This window comes from Priestia sp. SIMBA_032, assembly GCF_046535215.1.
Lineage (GTDB): Bacteria > Bacillota > Bacilli > Bacillales > Bacillaceae_H > Priestia > Priestia aryabhattai.
Map to the genome: position 1 here is coordinate 1,093,280 of NZ_JAWRXD010000001.1, position 18,077 is coordinate 1,111,356.

Genomic DNA, 18,077 nt, shown 5'->3' on the forward strand with positions numbered 1-18,077 from the left:
ATTTAAAAAGCGACTTTTATCTTACGATTTGAAGTTTCTGCATATCTGGCGGCAAAGGTGCTGTAAAAGACAAAGTTTTTTGTAAAAAAGGATGAAAAAAAGTGAGCTCATAGCTGTGGAGAGCTTGACGAGAAATAAGATGATTCGTTCCGCCATATAAGGTATCTCCAAGCAGTGGATATCCTTTATAAGCCATATGAACACGAATTTGGTGAGTTCTTCCCGTCTCAAGCGAAAGAGCAACTTCTGTAAAAGAAGAATATTGCCGCAGTGCCGTATAGTGTGTAATAGCAAACTGCCCATCTTCTCTTACTTCCCGTTCGATGATACTTGACTCTTTTCGGCCAATCGGTGCCTCTATCGTTTTCTTGCCGACAAGCTTACCATGAACAAAAGCTCGGTACACGCGTTTAATTTCATGTTCTTTTTGTGCTTTAGAGAATAAGTAATGAACGTGCCTATGCTTAGCGACAATAAGCAGCCCAGATGTGTCTCGGTCTAACCTATTCACAAGATGAACAGTCGAGTTAATGTTATTTTGCTCATAATAATAGAGCACAGCATTACTTAGTGACCACGTTAGATGTTCTCGAGAAGGTATACTTGGCATGTTTGGCTGCTTATTTAAAACTAATATATACTCATCTTCGTATACAATATCCAAAGGTATAGCTTTAGGAAGAAGACTTCCACTTGCTTTTTCTGGTGGAAACGCCACCTTGATTTCGTCACCTTTTTGCAGAATATATCGAACCGTTGCATGCTTTCCATTTACTTCAATTGCTCCTCCTCTGAACTTAATGTCCGTCAGAGAGGCTTTGGAAATATCATGGTCTTTTAAAAATTCACGAACCGCTACACCCTCGAAAGAATGATCTACGGTCCAACTCAACGTAAAAACTTGTTTCATTCTCTTCCCTGCCTTTAATCATCACATACAAAAGAGTCTCTGACACGCTGCCAGAAAGGAAACGCGCGAAAGCGAGCAAATCGAATTTTTTCGCTTGCTACCCGAAATTGAATCGATTTTACATCTTTATGTAAAAGAGTTAAATGATCAATCGTAATTTGAAAGTCTGCGTCGTTTACAGGTTTTAACAGCGCTGTATGATGTCCGGGAAGGACCAATGGAGAACCTATCGTACGGAACACTCGATTGTTAATAGAAGCCATTTCAGCAATTTGAATAGCTTGAAGCGAAGGATGTAAAATCGCGCCTCCAAGGGATTTGTTATAAGCTGTACTTCCCGAGGGAGTGGATACGCAAAGGCCGTCTCCTCGGAATGTCTCAAATCGCTGCCCTTTAATTTCCACATCCATTACTAAAGAACCTTCTACACTTTTCACCGTACATTCATTCAGAGCTAAGTATCGAGCTTCGCGTCCACCGTTTGTATAGCGAATAATCACTTCGAGCAGTGGATACTCTACAGTCTGATAGGGTGTCTTTGCAATAGCAATCACAAGCTTCTCAATCTCATCAGGTGTCCAATCTGCGTAAAAGCCTAAATGGCCGGTATGAACCCCAATAAAAGCCGTCTTGTCAAGTCGGTTTCGATAGCGGTGAAACGCGTAAAGAAGCGTTCCATCCCCCCCCACTGACACTACAATATCAGGCTGGTTTTCATCATATTCTAAATGAAAATCTAATAAATACGTTTTCATTTTTTGCATAAGCGTATTTGATATTTGGTTGCCTTTTGATGTAATAGCAAATTTTATTTTCTCCACCTAATTCTCTCCCCCTATCCATCCAATGTACCAAGCTGTTGCTGAGTCATACCTAAGATTCTTCCGCCGATTCTTTTTTTCGTGAGAAAATAGCCTGGGCTTCTTGAATCTCACCTCGTATTTGAGACATTTCTTCATCGAGCTGAGTAGCCGCTTCAGAAGCACGCTGAAGGCGCTTTTTGATATTCTCAGGAAATTTCCCGCTGTACTTATAATTTAAAGAATGCTCAATTGTAGCCCAAAAATTCATAGCCAGTGTACGAATTTGAATTTCCACTAAAATTTTCTTTTCACCTTTAATTGTCTGAACAGGATAACATACGACCACATGATAGGAACGATAGCCGCTTTCTTTTTTATGAAGAATATAATCTCTTTCTTCAATCAATTCAAAGTCTGTGCGCTGACGAAGGAGCTCTACGACCGCTTTAATATCGTCCGTAAATTGACACATCATACGGAGTCCCGCAATGTCCTGCATCTCTTCCTCTAAGCGATCGAGAGAAATTCCTTTTCGAGTCGCTTTATCCAAAATACTGGCGATAGGCTTTACTCGTCCCGTCACGAATTCAATAGGTGAATGCGTAGACTTCATATCGTACTGTGAACGAATTCCTTTTAATTTCACCTTAAGTTCTTCAACGGCTTGTTTATACGGTGCTAAAAATAAATCCCAATGCCTGATCATTAATAACACCCCCCTTTTTTCTCTCTGTTACTTATTTTCTTTATCTAAAAAAACTTCCTCTACTCTTGCTACCATCTCGTCTCCATAATTCACATTTCCTTCGATGTTACTGATGAGATAAGATAGCTCTTCTTTAACGGCTGATAGCTCAATTACTTCCTTATTAATTTCTAAAAATACTTTCATATCTTTATGTAAGACGTGCTTTAAATTTGCCCAAATATTATCACTAAGGCCAACATACATAAATTGATCATTAATATCTACAACATATACAAATGACATGTTATCTGAGTCAACAAGCATTTGTTTTGTATCTTCCAATTGTTCAATTTCCGTCTCAATAGGGTCTGCTTTTAAATGTAATTCATTTGATTTCATCACACAGGTAGTGATGTCAATTCGATTGTGCATAAATAAACTCCTTCCAACTATACAATTCGTTACTATTTTAACACATTCCAGGAACGTTTAATAAAGGTAAAACCTAAACAATCCGTATTTCTTCATTTTCTAAGTTCCCCATATGGATATTCCTGTTAGGAAATGTAGTTTTACTGTCTCAAAAAGTGTGATAAATTAAGATGGAAAGTGCCTTACCAAAAGACCTAAATTAAAAGGATGATTTCATTGAAACAAGAAATTGAAATTGAATTTAAAAATATAGTAACGAAAGAAGAGTTTGATCGTCTCCGCTCACACTTTCAATTAGCTGAAGATCAATTTATTTCTCAAGAAAACCACTATTTTGATACACCTGCTTTCTCATTGAAAGACTGCGGGGCTGCCCTGCGAATTCGAAGCAAAAAAGATAAATCCGTTCTCACCCTCAAACAGCCTCATCAAGAGGGTCTTTTAGAAACACATGAAGCATTAACAAATGAACAAGCTAAAGAATTGCTAGATGGCAGCGCCAAGATTCCTTCAACGATTCAACAGCTTATTACTGATTTACAAGTCGATAGCCATGCGCTAACTTATTTTGGCACTTTGCGTACAAGTCGAGCAGAAATTCCATATAAAAATGGGTTACTTGTACTTGATCATAGCTTTTATCTAGGTACTGAGGACTATGAACTTGAATACGAAGTAACCAATGCCAATGAAGGGGCAAAATATTTTGAACAATTGCTTACGGAGCTTGATATTAAAAAGAAACCAACGGAAAACAAAATTCGACGGTTTTACAAGCGAAAGTATACGTTAATGGATGGAGAATAAATTCATGAGCATGAATATTAACCATTACATGTCTTCCGTTCAATTTCCTGGAACTCAGCCAGTTTCAGTTAACAGCCAGCTGCCAACAGCTAACGTGATGCTTGGTACAACTTTACTCTCTGTATTTGCTCAGCTTTTTCAAGACTACGTCAATCAAGAGCCTCAAATGAGTACCAATCTTTACTTGCAGGCAGCGCAGGTGTTTCCAGCTACGGCGGTTCAAACGCAGTTCCAGCCATCTGTTTCTTCCTCAGGTAAGGCAGCCGCTCCGACTGCTACCTTACCTGCACAAAAAAACGAACCGGCAAAGGCCAGTTCTCAGGATATCCAAACGATAATTACAGAAGCAGCAGCACGCTACCAGCTGGACCCTAAACTTATTCGTTCCGTTATTAAACAAGAGTCAAATTTTAATCCATCTGCCAAAAGTTCTGTCGGAGCGGCTGGGCTTATGCAGCTAATGCCAGCAACCGCTAAAGCTCTTGGTGTAGAAGATCCGTACGACTCCAAGCAAAATGTATTTGGAGGAGCCAAATATCTTCGACAAATGTTAGATAAATACGACGGAAACGTGAAATTAGCGTTGGCGGCCTATAATGCTGGACCAGGTAATGTCGATAAATACGGCGGAGTACCTCCTTTTCAAGAAACGCAAAAATATGTAAACAAAATTATGTCTTCTTATCTTGTGTAAAAGAGTCCAATCATTCGCCACTCGAACGTGGAATGGCTGTAGTTTGTCGAGGTTACACTATATAAATAGAAGGAAACGTTTGTGAAAGGATTCCTTTGTTTCTGATAATTAGTGATTCACCACAGCATCATAGACTTTTCTTATGTAAAATTCCACTTTATCTCTTTTCCAGTAGAAGAAGTAAGCGGATAGTTTGAGTTAACGAAATGACACTGCTAAAATTAAGGAAAGTAAAAAACACCAAAGAGTTAAGACGTATATTTCTTATAACAAAGGAGTTATCAACATGAGAGAAAAAATCCACTCCCCTTACGAATTATTAGGCGGTGAACATACGATTTCAAAACTTGTTGATGCTTTTTATACACGCGTTGGACAACATCCTGAGCTCGCGCCAATTTTTCCTGATGATTTAACAGAAACAGCACGAAAGCAAAAGCAATTTCTGACACAATATTTAGGAGGGCCTTCGTTATACACTGAAGAGCATGGTCACCCTATGCTGAGAGCTAGACATCTTCCTTTTGAAATTACACCGTCAAGAGCCAAAGCCTGGCTGACGTGTATGCATGAAGCAATGGACGAAATTAATTTAGAAGGCCCTGAGAGAGATGAACTTTATCATCGTCTTATTTTAACTGCCCAACACATGATTAATTCACCGGAACAGACAGATGAGAAAGGATTTTCACATTGAGTAATCTAAACAGCCAATACCCATCCTTGCATCAGCTTTGTCAAGGTTCAAATAAAAAACCGCTTGAAATCTATGTATTTGTTGACCCTCTTTGTCCCGAGTGCTGGGCACTCGAGCCTATTCTAAAGAAGTTACAAATAGAATATGGTCAGCTGTTATCCCTCAAACATGTGCTTGGCGGAAACTTGCAGCAATTAAATATTGGAGCACAGCAGAGATTTGAACATATTGCAAAATCGTGGGAGAAAACTGGAAGCCGCTCCGGCATGTCATGTGACGGCAACCTGTGGCTTGAAAACCCAATCGATACTCCTTACGCTGCATCAATTGCAATTAAAGCGGCTGGACTGCAAGGAAAGAAACAGGGCATTCGCTTTTTGAGAAGACTTCAAGAAGTAGTATTTTTAGAAAAACAAAATGTTACAGAAGAATCTGTCTTAATACAATGTGCAAAACATGTGGGGCTAGATGTTAATGAATTTGTAAAAGATTTGCATTCAGATTACGCTGCGAAGGCTTTTCAATGTGATTTAAAAATCACGTCGGAAATGGATGTCGATGAGATTCCAACTCTTGTGTTCTTTAACGAAAAAGTTGAAGAAGAAGGCATTAAGATATCAGGATACTATTCGTACGAAACATATGTACACATCATTAAAGAGATGTTAGAAATTGACCCAGATCCAGCTTGTCTTCCGCCTCTTCGTTCATTTTTAAGCTATTTTCAATTTGTTGCTTCAAAAGAAGTGGCAGTTGTGTATGGTTTATCATTAGAAGAGGCTGAAAAAGAATTGAAAAAACTTCAGCTTCAGCAAGTTGTTGAGAGAGTTCCTGTCAAATACGGAACCTTTTGGCGAAGTACTGAAAAGAGCTGTTAATTATTAAATGTTGATGCTTATCCTAAGCATCGACTAAACAAAAAAGACTTGGCTTTCGCCAAGTCTTTTCGTTTGTCTTAAGACAACAAGGGGATGGGAGAAATTTTTCACGGTCAAACAAAGGGGTATATGTTTGTTTTGTGATAAACTTCACGATTAATACTATAGCAAATTATGTCGACTTTTGGCAACCCCTTTTTTCAATTTTATTCACTTTTTTATAAAAAAACTTCATAAACAGCCAGATTCACTCATATAGTACAACCAATTATGCTTTTAATAGAGGTGTTAACTATGAAAATTGCTGGAATTACTCTAGGGGTTGTTATTCTTTTATTTTCTTTTTTATTCTATATTTTATCTCTTATGCAGCTTGTTCCTCTCATTATCGCAGGCCCTCTCTTATTTTTAGCTATTCTTATTATTTTTACATTGCTTAACAATCACAACAAATTTCGAGGATTTAAAAAATGAAGCAGGATACAGCCCCTGCTTCATTTTAATTTTATTGATTTAATAAACGTTCCATTTCCGTTAATTTCTCTTCAAATACAGCTAGCGCTTCTTCAATAGGCTGAGATGTTGTCATGTCCACTCCTGCTTTTTTCAACACTTCAATTGGATAATCAGAGCTTCCTGACTTTAAGAAACCTACATAACGCTCAACAGCTGCATCTCCTTCTTCAAGGATTTGCTTGCTTAATGCCGCTGCTGCACTGAATCCTGTAGCATATTGATAAACATAGTAATTGTAGTAGAAATGCGGAATACGAGCCCATTCTAATCCAATCTCTTCGTCAATTACTAAATTGTCTCCAAAATACTTTTTATTTAAGTCATAATATAATTTTGTTAATAATTCAGGTGTAAGCGGCTCTCCGTTTTGAGCACGCATATGCACATCGTGCTCAAATTCAGCAAACATCGTTTGACGGAATACCGTACCGCGGAATCCTTCTAAATAATGGTTAAGCAAATACAAGCGCTGCTTTTCATCATCAATTGTTTTTAGTAAATAATCGTTTAGAAGCGCTTCATTACACGTTGAAGCTACTTCTGCAACAAAGATTGAATAATCTCCGTAAGGATATGGCTGCGTTTTTCTTGTGTAATAACTGTGTACGGAATGGCCAAATTCATGAGCTAGTGTAAACAAGTTATTTACATTATCCTGCCAGTTCATTAAGATATAAGGATTGGTGCCGTACGTTCCTGAAGAATAAGCACCGCTTCGCTTGCCTTTGTTCTCATGAACATCTACCCAACGATTTTCAAATCCTTCTTTTAACACATTAAGGTAGTCTTCACCTAGTGGTTTCAGACCTTTTAAAATATAATCTTTTGCTTCTTCATAGCTTACTTCCATTTTTACGTCTTTTACTAAAGGCGTATAAAGATCATACATATGAAGCTCTTCAATTCCCAATACTTTCTTACGTAAATCAATATACCGATGCAATAAATGCAAATTATCGTTCACTGTTTTAACTAAGTTATCGTATACTTCTTCTGGAATATTATTTGTGCTAAGAGCTGAGTGACGAGCTGAATTATAGTGACGAACGCGGGCGCTGAAATTATCTTTCTTCACCGTGCCGCTTAACGTACTTGCAAACGTATTTTTAAATTTACCGTACGTTTCGTACACCGCTTTAAACGCTTCTTCTCGTACGCGGCGATCGCTGCTTTCTAAAAAACGAATATAGCGTCCGTGCGTAATTTCTACTTCTTCTCCATTTTCGTCTTTAATGGAAGGGAATTCTAAATCTGCGTTATTTAACATTCCAAACGTGTTACTTGAAGATCCTAGTACTTCAGACGCCTGAGCGAGAAGCGCTTCTTCGCTTTCTGACAAAATGTGCGGACGCTCGCGAGTAATCTCATCTAACGCGTGAGCGTATAACTTTAGCTCTTTATGTTCCGCCATGTATTGTTTAATTTTTGATTCTTCAATAGACAAAATTTCTGGTGTTACATACGATAGTGCACTTGCAATTTGAGTATAAAGTGTTTTGATACGATCATTTAATCCTTGATAAAAAGAGTTAGTGGTATCTTGATCGTAGCGCATGTGAGCATATGTATAAAGTTTACTAACGCGCATTGTGAGCTCGTCTTGCTCTTGAAGAGCGTCATATAAAGTTTGAGCGGACTCTCCAAGTTTCCCTTTAAATTTTTCCATTTGCGGAATAAGAGCTTTTACTTCTTCAAATTCTTTTTCCCATGCGTCATCTGAAGCAAAAATATCCTCTAGTTTCCACGTATCTTCTACTTTTATCTCGCTTCTACTTGGTAACTTTTTTACTTTTGATTGTTCACTCATGGTCATCCCTCCATCTTTTTCTACCTGTCTATAACTGTTCGCTTTTTCTAAGGCGAATCCTTTTTATTTCTTTCGTTATTGTATGTTGTTTTAAAAGAATTAATCAAAAGTCAGTACGCTTTTGAAAAAAGGATTCTTTCTTAAGCGTACTGATTTTCAGCGGTTATGTCACTTCTTTTGCTTGATTTAACCACCTTTTCATCATTTGTCCATCTTCTAAAAAAGCATCGGATGTTCGCTTTGGAATCGTATAAGGTCTTCTGATTTTGTATACCCCAGAAGTTATATACGTTAGTATCCCTAGCCGGCATAATACCTCTATATACTCAAACAGGGGCTGTTCCACAGCAACAGGAGTCATGGTTAAAGACCGGAATATAATATGCCTCTGATGAATTCTGTAGAGCCATAGCCTGCACAACTCTTTTTCTGTAACTAAATCCCCTACTTGCTTCTGCTGCATTAAATCAAGAAGCAGCCACGTTTGCCATATAGTAGCAGACGTTTCAACCATGTATAAAGAAGGCAGCGGCATGCCTGCTTCTGCTGGAATATGAGAGGGAGGAATATTGTTTTCATAAAGAGCGTGTAAAAAAGGCTGAAGCTTCTGATTAGGATAGAGGATATAATGCGTTCTCCATGCCTTCTTTTTCTTTATCCATGAAGAGAAAAATTGAGGTTGTGTATGTGTAGAAAAAAGATCATGAAAGGTATGCTCGTGAGGAGAGAGCACGACAAGCTGTGCATAACAAATCTGAGACGAAAAAGGAATAAGATGTTCAAGTTTCAACAGTTGATTAGTAGAAGGTGAAAAATAAAGAAGTGTGGGCGTATAATCGCAAAGAGTAAGAAACTGCCACTCTTGAAAAGAAAGTTGATACATATAAGTGGATAAGCGCTTCATTCTTTTTGCCCCCATAATCCAAAGAGGCATATAATTTCCTTTCTCATAATGAATAGAACGTTTGGTTAGCACTGAGGAAGATAAGGACGCACATTGAAATTCGATTGCATATTTTTGCGAAGGCGTATCTACAAGAAGATCTGGACGCTGCATAATGTCAGGAAGATAACTTTCTAAGTCGACTTCAAGATGAGAACTAAACCAGTGAAACAGCTTTCGTTTTCCGTCGAGATGATAATCTGTTTCACCTTCATGCTCAGCGACGCACGTTTTTTTCAGGTGAGCAAAATGAGGGATTTTTTTTGTACCTACCTTTAACTGTACAGGGGATTGACAAGAGGGACAGTAGAACTGCTTTTCTTTTTTCCATAGCTTAAGCTGTTCAAGCGAAAAGCGCTGAGCCAGTGAAATGAGGCCTTCTTCTGTTTGGGCAACTAACAATCGTACATTTCTCCTTCCTATAGTAGCGAGCTATATCCTTGTATTCGACACCTTTCTACTAAACCCTTTTCTTTCAGAAAAAAACCACATTGCAGATACGCAATGTGGTTTACAGCGATTATAATAGCGGTGAAAGCAAACGGGCTGTTGATTCAAACAGCCGCTGTATAAATGGCCGCTTTTCAAAGTCTTTAAAGTGAAGCTCACTCGTTTCTTCTAAATCTTGCATATATTCATATACGAGCTTTTGGGTGCTAGTCGTGCGATATAAAAAAGCATTTACTTCAAAATTCAAATGAAAGCTTCTCATATCCATGTTAGCTGTTCCAATAGAGGCAATTTCTCTATCAACAATCACAATCTTGCTGTGCATAAATCCTTTTTTATACTCGTAAATTTTCACACCTGCTTCTAGCAGCTCCGGAAAATAAGAGCGTGATGCATGAAAAACAATTTTTTTATCGGGCTTCTGAGGTACAAGAAGCCTTACATCTATACCGCTTAGAGCAGCTACTTTGAGGGAAGTAAAAATATCTTCATCAGGTATGAAGTAAGGAGAAGCAATCCAAATGGACTCTTTCGCAGACGTAATCATCGAAAAAAATAAGTGTTTGATAATTTCCCACTCACGGTCTGGTCCGCCAGCAATCATTTGAACACCGCCGCACTTTTCCATATCAATGTCAATTAAATCAGGCGATAGATACGTTTGAGTAAGCATCGTCTGTCCTGTCATATAATACCAGTCTTGTAAGAAAATAAGCTGCAATGAACGGACTGCCTCACCCTTCACCATCAAATGAGTATCTCTCCAAAAGCCAAAATGCCGACTTTTCCCGAGATACTCATCACCAATGTTCAAACCTCCTACAAACCCAATTGTTCCATCAATGACTACAATTTTACGATGATTACGGAAATTGATTTTATTATTGAGAAATGGAAGTCTGACCGGTAAGAATGGAATCATTTCTACGCCCGCATTTCTTAACTCGTGAATATAATGCGGTGAAAGCTGAAAGCTGCCCACAGCATCATACAAGAAACGTACATAAACTCCTTCTTGTACTTTCTGAATTAAAATATCTTTAATTTGTTCTCCTAAGTGATCATGTCGTACGATGTAATACTCTAAGTGGATATGATGCCTTGCATGCTTTAATGACTCCATAATTTCGTGAAATGTCTCTTTTCCATTCGTCAATGCACGCGTATCTGATGAAAAAGAAATTGGACTCTTGCCAAGCCTCACGGCTAGCTTCAGCATTTGCTTCCTACTGGTGCCCAACTGTTCAAAGTGATTTTCTAATATACCTGAATCTCTTTCCATCTTTAAAAGCACCTGTTCATCCAGCTTTGCTTTTTTAGCAAATAAGCGCCGTTTTCGCGTATTGCGTCCAAATAACAAATAAAAAAAGAACCCTATTACCGGGAAACCGCCTAATACTACGAGCCACGTTAGCGTTTGAGTTGGATGACGGTTTTCTAATGAAATAACAAGACCGATGAAAACAACACTAATCGTAATTAAGATACTCAGTACGCCAATAAATTTACCGTCCCAATACCCTTTTGTAAAATAAAGCAAAGCAATAATACCAATAACAAAAATTAAAAGCTGTAATCTATTTTTCAACTCGTTTTCACCTATCCTACAACCAATCTTTCATCATTAATAACAGGTCTTTATACCGTTATTATCCTCAAACTTGTTATTTTAACACTACACTTTCTCGTGTAGGAACCAACCGCCTGCTTTTTCCACCTATATTGTTGGATCTGAGCGGAGAGCATTTCCAAAAAAGAGGGCAAAACAAAGACCGATTTCATATACATGAAATCGGCTGCTATTATCGTAAAGGAAAATACTGCTTTACTTGTTCAAGTGCATTTTCACTGATTAATTCTTTTCCATATTCCATTAAACGATGAACTGTTACATTTGATTCATTTGCATATTCTAAAATGATACTTAAAATGTTATCAATTTCAGCTACAAAGTCTTCATCATCTGTAAACTCAACGTATAAATAATATTTTCCTTCAAACACGTACATGCTGTTGATGATATCATCTAACTCTAAATGGTGACTTAAGGAAATTAAATGTTCTAAGTCTTGAAAGCGTGCGACGAACTGTAGCCCTTCGTCTTCTATAATTTCTTCTTCAAAATCAGCTTTTTTATTTTGATTCGCTTGATGATCAAGCAACGCTTCAATTTTTCCATCTACAGGGATATCGATTTTATCATTTTCACCAACAGGTACTTCGAACTTTTGACCGTCTTTTGAAACTTGTGCTCTTGTTACAATAACCTCTAGCCCCTTCTCAAGCGCATGTACTTGAATCCAAAGAGGACCTTCTGCTACAAACTCTTCTTCTTGATGAATTTCGTCCATCATCTCCCAGAATAGCTCTTCACTGCGCTCTCGGCTAAACCAAATTTCATTGCGATCAAATCCACGTTCTTCAATATCTACGTAAGTGACAAAGAATTTTACTGTGTTTTCATTAATGCGTTCGATTTCCATTATCATCTCTCCCTTCGAAAAAATCAGTGAAGGTAATCCGGCCATTTCGAACATTACCCCTAAACGATGAAGGGACTATTTTACCCCCGTGTTAAAGCAATATTACATGTACTTTCTCACTTTGTAAAGCATTCTAACTTGGGATATACAAGCATACACTATTTGAGTGAACCTTGTATATCTATTTTATGACAAAATGCGAAAGAAAGGAAATAAAAAATACTCTGACAACTCATAGCCACCTTACACCTTACTTTGTTATATACATAATCTCTTTACCCTATGAACGCTTTTTGTTAAAAATGAACACAGATAAAGCAATGTGAGCTACTTATCCTTACATATTGGGAGGGAAGACTATTGGATTTAGAATTAATAACCTCCATTCTTCTTATTATCGGTATCGATATTGTATTAGGTGGAGACAACGCTATTGTTATTGCCTTAGCAAGCCGCAACTTACCTGAATATCAGCGAAATAAAGCTATTTTTTTAGGGACTGGCTTAGCTGTGATAGTGCGCATTGTACTTACTATTTTAGCTGTTTATTTACTAACTATTCCTTACTTGCAGCTCATCGGCGGTTTTTTATTGGTGATTATCGCCTTTAAGCTTCTCGTATCAGAAGGTGATGATGCAGCTTCAATCCGTGCAGGTGTGACGTTAGGCGCCGCTGTAAGAACGATTGTATTTGCTGATATTGTAATGGGACTAGATAATGTAATAGCTGTAGCAGGCGCAGCTCATGGAAATATTATCTTAGTTGTTACCGGATTACTCGTATCCGTCCCCATTATTGTTTGGGGAAGCAAGCTCATTTTGTATTTGATGGAGCGGTTTCCCCTGCTTGTTTACGGCGGAGCAGCTATTTTAGCTTATACTGCTGGAAATATGATTGGGCATGAACAGAACCTACATTCATTCTTTGCAGACCATACATCTCTAGGCACATTTATTCCGTTTATAACAATTGCTGTTGTGCTGATAAGCGGCATGGCTGTTAATAGCTTTCGTTCAACTAAATGATAAAGAAAAGGCCATACTAAACATTTTTATTTAGTATGGCCTTTTCTTTAGTTTAATGAGCACAGCAGTCTTTTATTCATAAAACACTTTGTACACTTAAAAAATAATCTCTGTGAGTAAAAAAAGAATAGATGGTACGAGCAAGCAACCAAGACCTGTATAAAATGTAGCTGTCATGGCTCCGTAAGGTACAAGTTTTACATCTGTCGCAGCTAAACCAGCTGCTACACCACTAGTCGTCCCCATAACTCCTCCATAGATCATTGCTGTACGAGGGTTATTTAATTTGATTTTCTTAGCAAATACCGGTGTCAAAATCATAACTGAAATGGATTTAATTAATCCTACAGCTATACTTAACGCGATAATATCAGAAGAGGCTCCAATCGCAGTTCCAGAAACCGGCCCCACAATATAGGTCACGGCCCCTCCTCCGATTGTGGTCAAAGCAACGGGATCTCTATATCCAAAACAAAGAGCAATAATTACACCTATTACAAAGGAATAGAAAACCCCAAAAAACAAGGCCGTAATCCCGCTGATTCCCGTTTTTTTGACTTCGCTGAAATTGGCACCGAACGCGGTAGCAATAATGGCAAAATCTCGCAGCATCCCCCCGCCCATTAAACCAATTCCTGAAAATAACTGTATATCAGAAATCCCTTTCTCTCCTCCTGTATTCACTCCACCGATATAAGCAAGAATTAATCCAAACATAATAGCAATAGCAGATCCGTGAACTCTTCCTTTTGTTAATTTATCTGATAAAAAATAAGCAATATACATGACAATCCCAATAATAGCAAATGCCGTAATCAGCCCGTTATTTTCTAATGCTTCTTTGATCATATTTATCATTTGATCTGCTCCTTAGGTAAAATAGAAAGCTCTATCTCTTGTTCTTTCACCTTCGCTTTCTCTCCTATTCTGCTGATAAATGGTATGGATAAAAAGCCTACTATGACTACTACCACCCCTGCAAGAATCGCCATGCCTCCTCCATCAAGAGCAGCTACAACATTTTGCTGTGCAGACATTGCTACCACGATAGGAATATAAATACCTCCCCAAAAAGCAATGCCTTCTTCGGATTTTACTTGGAGCTTATTTTTCTTCTTTAAATAATCCACCGCTAGTACAAGAAGAAGCATGGATACCCCTACTCCCCCAACGTTGGCTTCTACTCCCATCAGCCCTCCTAATGCGTCCCCTACAATTACCCCTATCAACATGCAAATAGACAGCAGCGCTACACCGAAGATTATCATATTACTTCCTCCCCAACCTATTATTGAAAACGTTTACTTTGTGGTTTAAAAATAGTTTAAAGGAAAAAAGTTGAATAACCTATGCATTTTTAGTTATATACTTATATCAAAAATGACATAATGCAATTTTTCTCTACTGTTCATTTTAGATTTATTCGAAAAAGAAATAAAAATCATGACATTTAGTCATGATCCTTATATGTATTCATGAGGCATACCGGAGGGTAAATGTTTAAAATAATCAATCACAAACTGCCTGAAGATTTGTTGTAAATCCGTCACGTAGCCTCCATTGTTCCAAGCTAAAAAGATAGTACGTTCAAATGTTTCCTCTTCAATTTTTAGCAGTTTTACATCTTTTCCTGTCGAACCTCCCCACGTCACTTCAGGAATAAAACCTATTCCTTGCTTCGCTCTAATCAAACCTCTCACTGTTGCTGGATCATCGCTTTCAAACGTAATTTGAGGTACAAAATTCTGTTCTTTACAAATCAAATCCGTTATTTTTCTTAGCTCTTTCCCTTTCTTTAGCACAATGAATTTCTCATTTTTAAGTTCATTTAACTTTACACGTGATTGCTTGGCTAAATGATGATCAAGAGGGACTGCAAGCAAAATCGATTCACGAAGCAAAGGAGTATGTTCGATCTGACGGGTTGTTAATGGAAAAGCTGAAATACATAAATCAAAATCAGGCTGTGAATAGCTATTAGTCAAATGCTGCATCAGCCGAAAACGCACCTGAGGATATTGTTCACGAAACCTGCTTAATAGCTCTGGAAGTAAATGTGAACTAGCTAATACAACAAGACGAATTTCTTCACATGGATCGTTCGACATATCCTTTAGCTCGTGCTTTGCGTCTTCTAATGTTTTTAAAGCACGTTCTACTTTGGCACAGAACGCTTTACCATACCGATTTAATTTAATGTATTTACCGTTTCGATCAAACAAACGAATGCCTAGCTCTTTTTCCAACTGTGAAATCGTTTTGCTGAGCGCAGGCTGAGATACGTATAGCTCTTCCGCCGCTTTGCTGATATGTTCTAGTCTAGCAACTACTTGGAAATATTTTAGCTGTAAAAGCTCCAATCCGTTCACCACCACTTTTATGTGTTTAATTACTCTCTTTCTTTATTAATTACATATATACTTCATTTTCCCTGCTATTTCGACAAAAAATAAGCAGCAGAGGCCATTTGGCTCCCTGCTGCTTATTTTTTATATACCAACTTCAAGCAAACGTTACTTGGTTGGTTTCTTATTTAAATCTTAAACAGACAAATATAAAAATTAACCATTCACAAGTCTTTGAGCTTCGCGAAGTTGGAAAGTACGCACTTTACGTGGTAAGAAACGACGGATCTCGTCTTCATTATAACCAACTTGTAGACGTTTTTCATCAATGATAATCGGACGGCGCAATAGACCAGGATTTTGCTGAATTAATTCATACAAATCTTGTAAAGGCATAGCGTCTACCTGAACGTCTAGTTTTTGGAAAGTTTTCGAACGTGTTGAAATGATTTCATCTGTTCCATCTTCTGTCATACGTAAAATTTCTTTAATCTCATCGATTGATAACGGCTCTGAAAAGATATTACGCTCTGTATATCCAATATCATTTTCCTCTAACCAAGCTTTCGCTTTACGACAAGATGTACAACTTGGTGATGTATATAATGTAACCATTTACTCCTTCACTCCTTCTATCATAATCGGTCATAACATTCAAAACATGAACTGTAAATCATGTTGTTTTATACAAACTTCAACGAGTGTAAATATTTAATGACTGATAATGAAAATCGATACTACTTTATAATTACTTTTAAAAAATAATATCTATTTGCATTATACTATAAACTTCATCGGAATGATATACTTTTTAAAGTGAACTAGTACATTAGTTCGTTCCTTCACTGTCATTATTTTCATTACCGATTTTCCTCATTATTTATTTACCACACTACTATTACGAATAAACCTGTAGATTAGTTTCATTTTTTTTTATTATTTTTTTCTTTCACAAATTCCTCGAATTTTTCAGTCACTAAAAAAGCCTTGCAGAAGAAATGACTTTTCTGCAAGGCTTTTGAAATAATTCCTTATTTATTTAATAGCTGATGTGCTTTTTCCTCGTCTCATTAAGATAGGATACAGTAAAAGCCCGATTACAAATAAGCCAATACCTAGGAAAAATGTTTTTAAGTCAGCTGTCCCTGTCTTAATCACCCATAGCGAATAAATAAGTGCTAACGAAGCAATAATTCCGTCTTTTACTCGCGATCCTTTAATGGTATCGTATGTCTCACCCGTCACAATAAGCTTTAGTTGATAAACTGTCGTCACGAAATAAGGAACTAAATAAGCGAGAGTAGCTACAACGATAGCGAAATTATAGGCTTGCGAAACTGTGCCTGAAATAGTCGCAAACAAAAACAACTGTGTTAAGCCATTTGTTAATGTTAGTGAACGGGCTGGACTATTGTTCTGATTCGTTTTAGCAAACCACTGTGGAAACAACCCTGATTTTGCTGCTTGATAAGGAACTTCTGCACTAACAACAATCCATCCAACCGTAGAACCTAGTAAAGATATAAGTGCTAAAATGGCCATTACGTAAGCACCTTTATGTCCAATAACCATTTCTAACGTATCTACCAAAGGCTTTTGAGACTGCTGAAGCTGAGCTGTCGAAAGAATCCCCATAGCTAGAAGCGTAATCCCTACATAGATAACCATTGAGATTAATAATCCAAGCAGCGTTGCTTTCTTTACTACTTTTTGTGATTTTGCACGATTAGATAACAGTACAGCTGATTCAATTCCGATAAACGCCCACAGCGTAGCAATGGCTGCTCCATTGACCTGACTTCCTAATCCTACATTTATACCCTTTGAGTTAACAAATTCTGTACTGACCAGGTTGGATGCGTTAAATAACGATAGCGCCACAACAATAAATAAACCGAACCCAATAATTTTAGCTGCCGTTGTGATAAAGTTAATATTACCGGCGCTATTGATATCTCGCTGCAAAATAGCCTGAATTCCCCATAGTACAACAGAACATACTAAAAACGTAATAAATTTTCCAGCTTCTAATTGAAAATCTCCGACTGAAAATAAAATATCCTTACTCTCCATTACTGGAAAGAACGTTGTTAAGTATCCTGCAAATGATATAATGACAGATGCTGTTGCAGCCCAGTTTGCTGCCCAATAACCCCAAGCCATGCTATAACCAGCTACTTTACCTACTTTAGGCGATGAAAAAAGATTCGCTGCATAACTTTGAGGCCCTCCTTTTAATTCAGGCTTTCTCATGACTAAGTTCCCGAACACAAGAGCAATCATGAACACGCCAAGACCTGTTGCAACCCAAGCAAGTGTTGAACCAATTGGACTTGATACGTTTGCTAAATTAGAAGGAAGCATAAATACTCCGCCGCCTACCATATTACCAACTACAAAGGCTGTTAAAAACCAAAGTCCCCATTTTTTATCTTTCATTTGCTGTGTCTCCTTTTGCTTTCTAAAAGCTTAAACTTTTGAGATAGAAAGCTCGATGCTAATCTATTAACACGTAAAAATTATTTGTTTCTTCATTCATCTCTTCATTTGTTTAACAATATAATATATTAGCACACTAAAGCAAAAAGTGAAATAATA

General features: G+C 37.6%; 19 protein-coding genes. 6 read left to right on the forward strand and 13 right to left on the reverse strand.

Annotation, left to right across the window (positions count from 1 at the left end; all coding sequences use genetic code 11):
* Window positions 1–16: 16 nt before the first annotated feature.
* From SB717_RS05460 to SB717_RS05475, 4 genes are all read right to left on the reverse strand, one after another.
* Window positions 17–910 carry an RluA family pseudouridine synthase gene (locus SB717_RS05460; RefSeq protein ID WP_410903398.1) on the reverse strand — a complete coding sequence of 298 codons (894 nt, stop codon included), beginning with the start codon at window positions 908–910 and terminating at the stop codon, window positions 17–19.
* A 14-nt stretch (window positions 911–924) separates the two neighbouring features.
* Window positions 925–1,722 (reverse strand): NAD kinase, encoded by a 798-nt coding sequence (locus SB717_RS05465; RefSeq protein ID WP_025749877.1) that lies wholly within the window; start codon window positions 1,720–1,722, stop codon window positions 925–927.
* Window positions 1,723–1,783: 61 nt separating this feature from the next.
* Entirely contained in the window at window positions 1,784–2,419 is a 636-nt protein-coding gene (yjbM, locus tag SB717_RS05470; RefSeq protein ID WP_014461566.1) for a GTP diphosphokinase, read from the reverse strand.
* A 27-nt stretch (window positions 2,420–2,446) separates the two neighbouring features.
* Complete coding sequence (locus SB717_RS05475; protein ID WP_014461567.1) at window positions 2,447–2,833, reverse strand: UPF0738 family protein; 387 nt, start codon at window positions 2,831–2,833, stop codon at window positions 2,447–2,449.
* A gap of 216 nt (window positions 2,834–3,049) precedes the next feature.
* On the opposite strand from SB717_RS05475, the gene SB717_RS05480 reads away from it, so the two are divergent.
* The 5 genes from SB717_RS05480 to SB717_RS05500 all read left to right on the forward strand — a co-directional run bounded on the left by SB717_RS05480 (window position 3,050) and on the right by SB717_RS05500 (window position 6,383).
* Complete coding sequence (locus SB717_RS05480; RefSeq protein ID WP_410903399.1) at window positions 3,050–3,640, forward strand: CYTH domain-containing protein; 591 nt, start codon at window positions 3,050–3,052, stop codon at window positions 3,638–3,640.
* A gap of 4 nt (window positions 3,641–3,644) precedes the next feature.
* Window positions 3,645–4,334, forward strand: a complete 690-nt coding sequence (locus SB717_RS05485) for a lytic transglycosylase domain-containing protein (protein ID WP_410903400.1) — start codon at window positions 3,645–3,647, stop codon at window positions 4,332–4,334.
* A gap of 286 nt (window positions 4,335–4,620) precedes the next feature.
* A complete protein-coding gene (locus SB717_RS05490) occupies window positions 4,621–5,031 on the forward strand; it encodes a globin domain-containing protein (protein ID WP_013055433.1) in 411 nt (136 codons plus the stop codon).
* A gap of 26 nt (window positions 5,032–5,057) precedes the next feature.
* A complete protein-coding gene (locus SB717_RS05495) occupies window positions 5,058–5,909 on the forward strand; it encodes a ClpXP adapter SpxH family protein (protein WP_028412354.1) in 852 nt (283 codons plus the stop codon).
* A gap of 294 nt (window positions 5,910–6,203) precedes the next feature.
* Window positions 6,204–6,383 carry a hypothetical protein gene (locus SB717_RS05500; RefSeq protein WP_014461572.1) on the forward strand — a complete coding sequence of 60 codons (180 nt, stop codon included), beginning with the start codon at window positions 6,204–6,206 and terminating at the stop codon, window positions 6,381–6,383.
* A 31-nt stretch (window positions 6,384–6,414) separates the two neighbouring features.
* Here the strand turns inward: SB717_RS05500 and pepF are convergent, their stop codons facing one another.
* The 4 genes from pepF to mecA all read right to left on the reverse strand — a co-directional run bounded on the left by pepF (window position 6,415) and on the right by mecA (window position 12,108).
* Window positions 6,415–8,232 (reverse strand): oligoendopeptidase F, encoded by a 1,818-nt coding sequence (pepF, locus tag SB717_RS05505; protein WP_410903401.1) that lies wholly within the window; start codon window positions 8,230–8,232, stop codon window positions 6,415–6,417.
* 163 nt (window positions 8,233–8,395) lie between these two features.
* The gene (locus SB717_RS05510; RefSeq protein WP_410903402.1) at window positions 8,396–9,577 is read right to left on the reverse strand and encodes a competence protein CoiA; all 1,182 of its coding nucleotides are present in this window, start codon (window positions 9,575–9,577) and stop codon (window positions 8,396–8,398) included.
* 118 nt (window positions 9,578–9,695) lie between these two features.
* The gene (gene cls / locus SB717_RS05515; protein ID WP_074679238.1) at window positions 9,696–11,213 is read right to left on the reverse strand and encodes a cardiolipin synthase; all 1,518 of its coding nucleotides are present in this window, start codon (window positions 11,211–11,213) and stop codon (window positions 9,696–9,698) included.
* A 214-nt stretch (window positions 11,214–11,427) separates the two neighbouring features.
* Window positions 11,428–12,108: an adaptor protein MecA gene (mecA, locus tag SB717_RS05520; RefSeq protein WP_013055427.1), complete on the reverse strand. Its 681-nt coding sequence runs from the start codon at window positions 12,106–12,108 to the stop codon at window positions 11,428–11,430.
* A 360-nt stretch (window positions 12,109–12,468) separates the two neighbouring features.
* Here mecA and SB717_RS05525 point away from each other — a divergent pair, with 360 nt between their 5' ends.
* On the forward strand, window positions 12,469–13,134 hold the full coding sequence (locus SB717_RS05525) for a TerC family protein (protein WP_074679240.1): 666 nt from the start codon (window positions 12,469–12,471) through the stop codon (window positions 13,132–13,134).
* Between the two features lie 96 nt (window positions 13,135–13,230).
* Here SB717_RS05525 and madM read toward each other — a convergent pair whose 3' ends face one another.
* From madM to SB717_RS05550, 5 genes are all read right to left on the reverse strand, one after another.
* Window positions 13,231–13,992, reverse strand: coding sequence for a malonate transporter subunit MadM (madM, locus tag SB717_RS05530; RefSeq protein WP_410903403.1), 762 nt, complete (start codon window positions 13,990–13,992; stop codon window positions 13,231–13,233).
* A complete protein-coding gene (gene madL, locus SB717_RS05535) occupies window positions 13,989–14,402 on the reverse strand; it encodes a malonate transporter subunit MadL (RefSeq protein WP_074679244.1) in 414 nt (137 codons plus the stop codon). The genes madM and madL overlap by 4 nt, the downstream gene beginning before the upstream one ends.
* Window positions 14,403–14,597: 195 nt before the next feature.
* The gene (locus SB717_RS05540) at window positions 14,598–15,494 is read right to left on the reverse strand and encodes a LysR family transcriptional regulator (protein WP_074679246.1); all 897 of its coding nucleotides are present in this window, start codon (window positions 15,492–15,494) and stop codon (window positions 14,598–14,600) included.
* A 201-nt stretch (window positions 15,495–15,695) separates the two neighbouring features.
* Entirely contained in the window at window positions 15,696–16,094 is a 399-nt protein-coding gene (spxA, locus tag SB717_RS05545; protein WP_013055422.1) for a transcriptional regulator SpxA, read from the reverse strand.
* A gap of 420 nt (window positions 16,095–16,514) precedes the next feature.
* Window positions 16,515–17,918 carry an amino acid permease gene (locus SB717_RS05550; RefSeq protein ID WP_410903404.1) on the reverse strand — a complete coding sequence of 468 codons (1,404 nt, stop codon included), beginning with the start codon at window positions 17,916–17,918 and terminating at the stop codon, window positions 16,515–16,517.
* Between the last annotated feature and the right edge of the window lie 159 nt (window positions 17,919–18,077).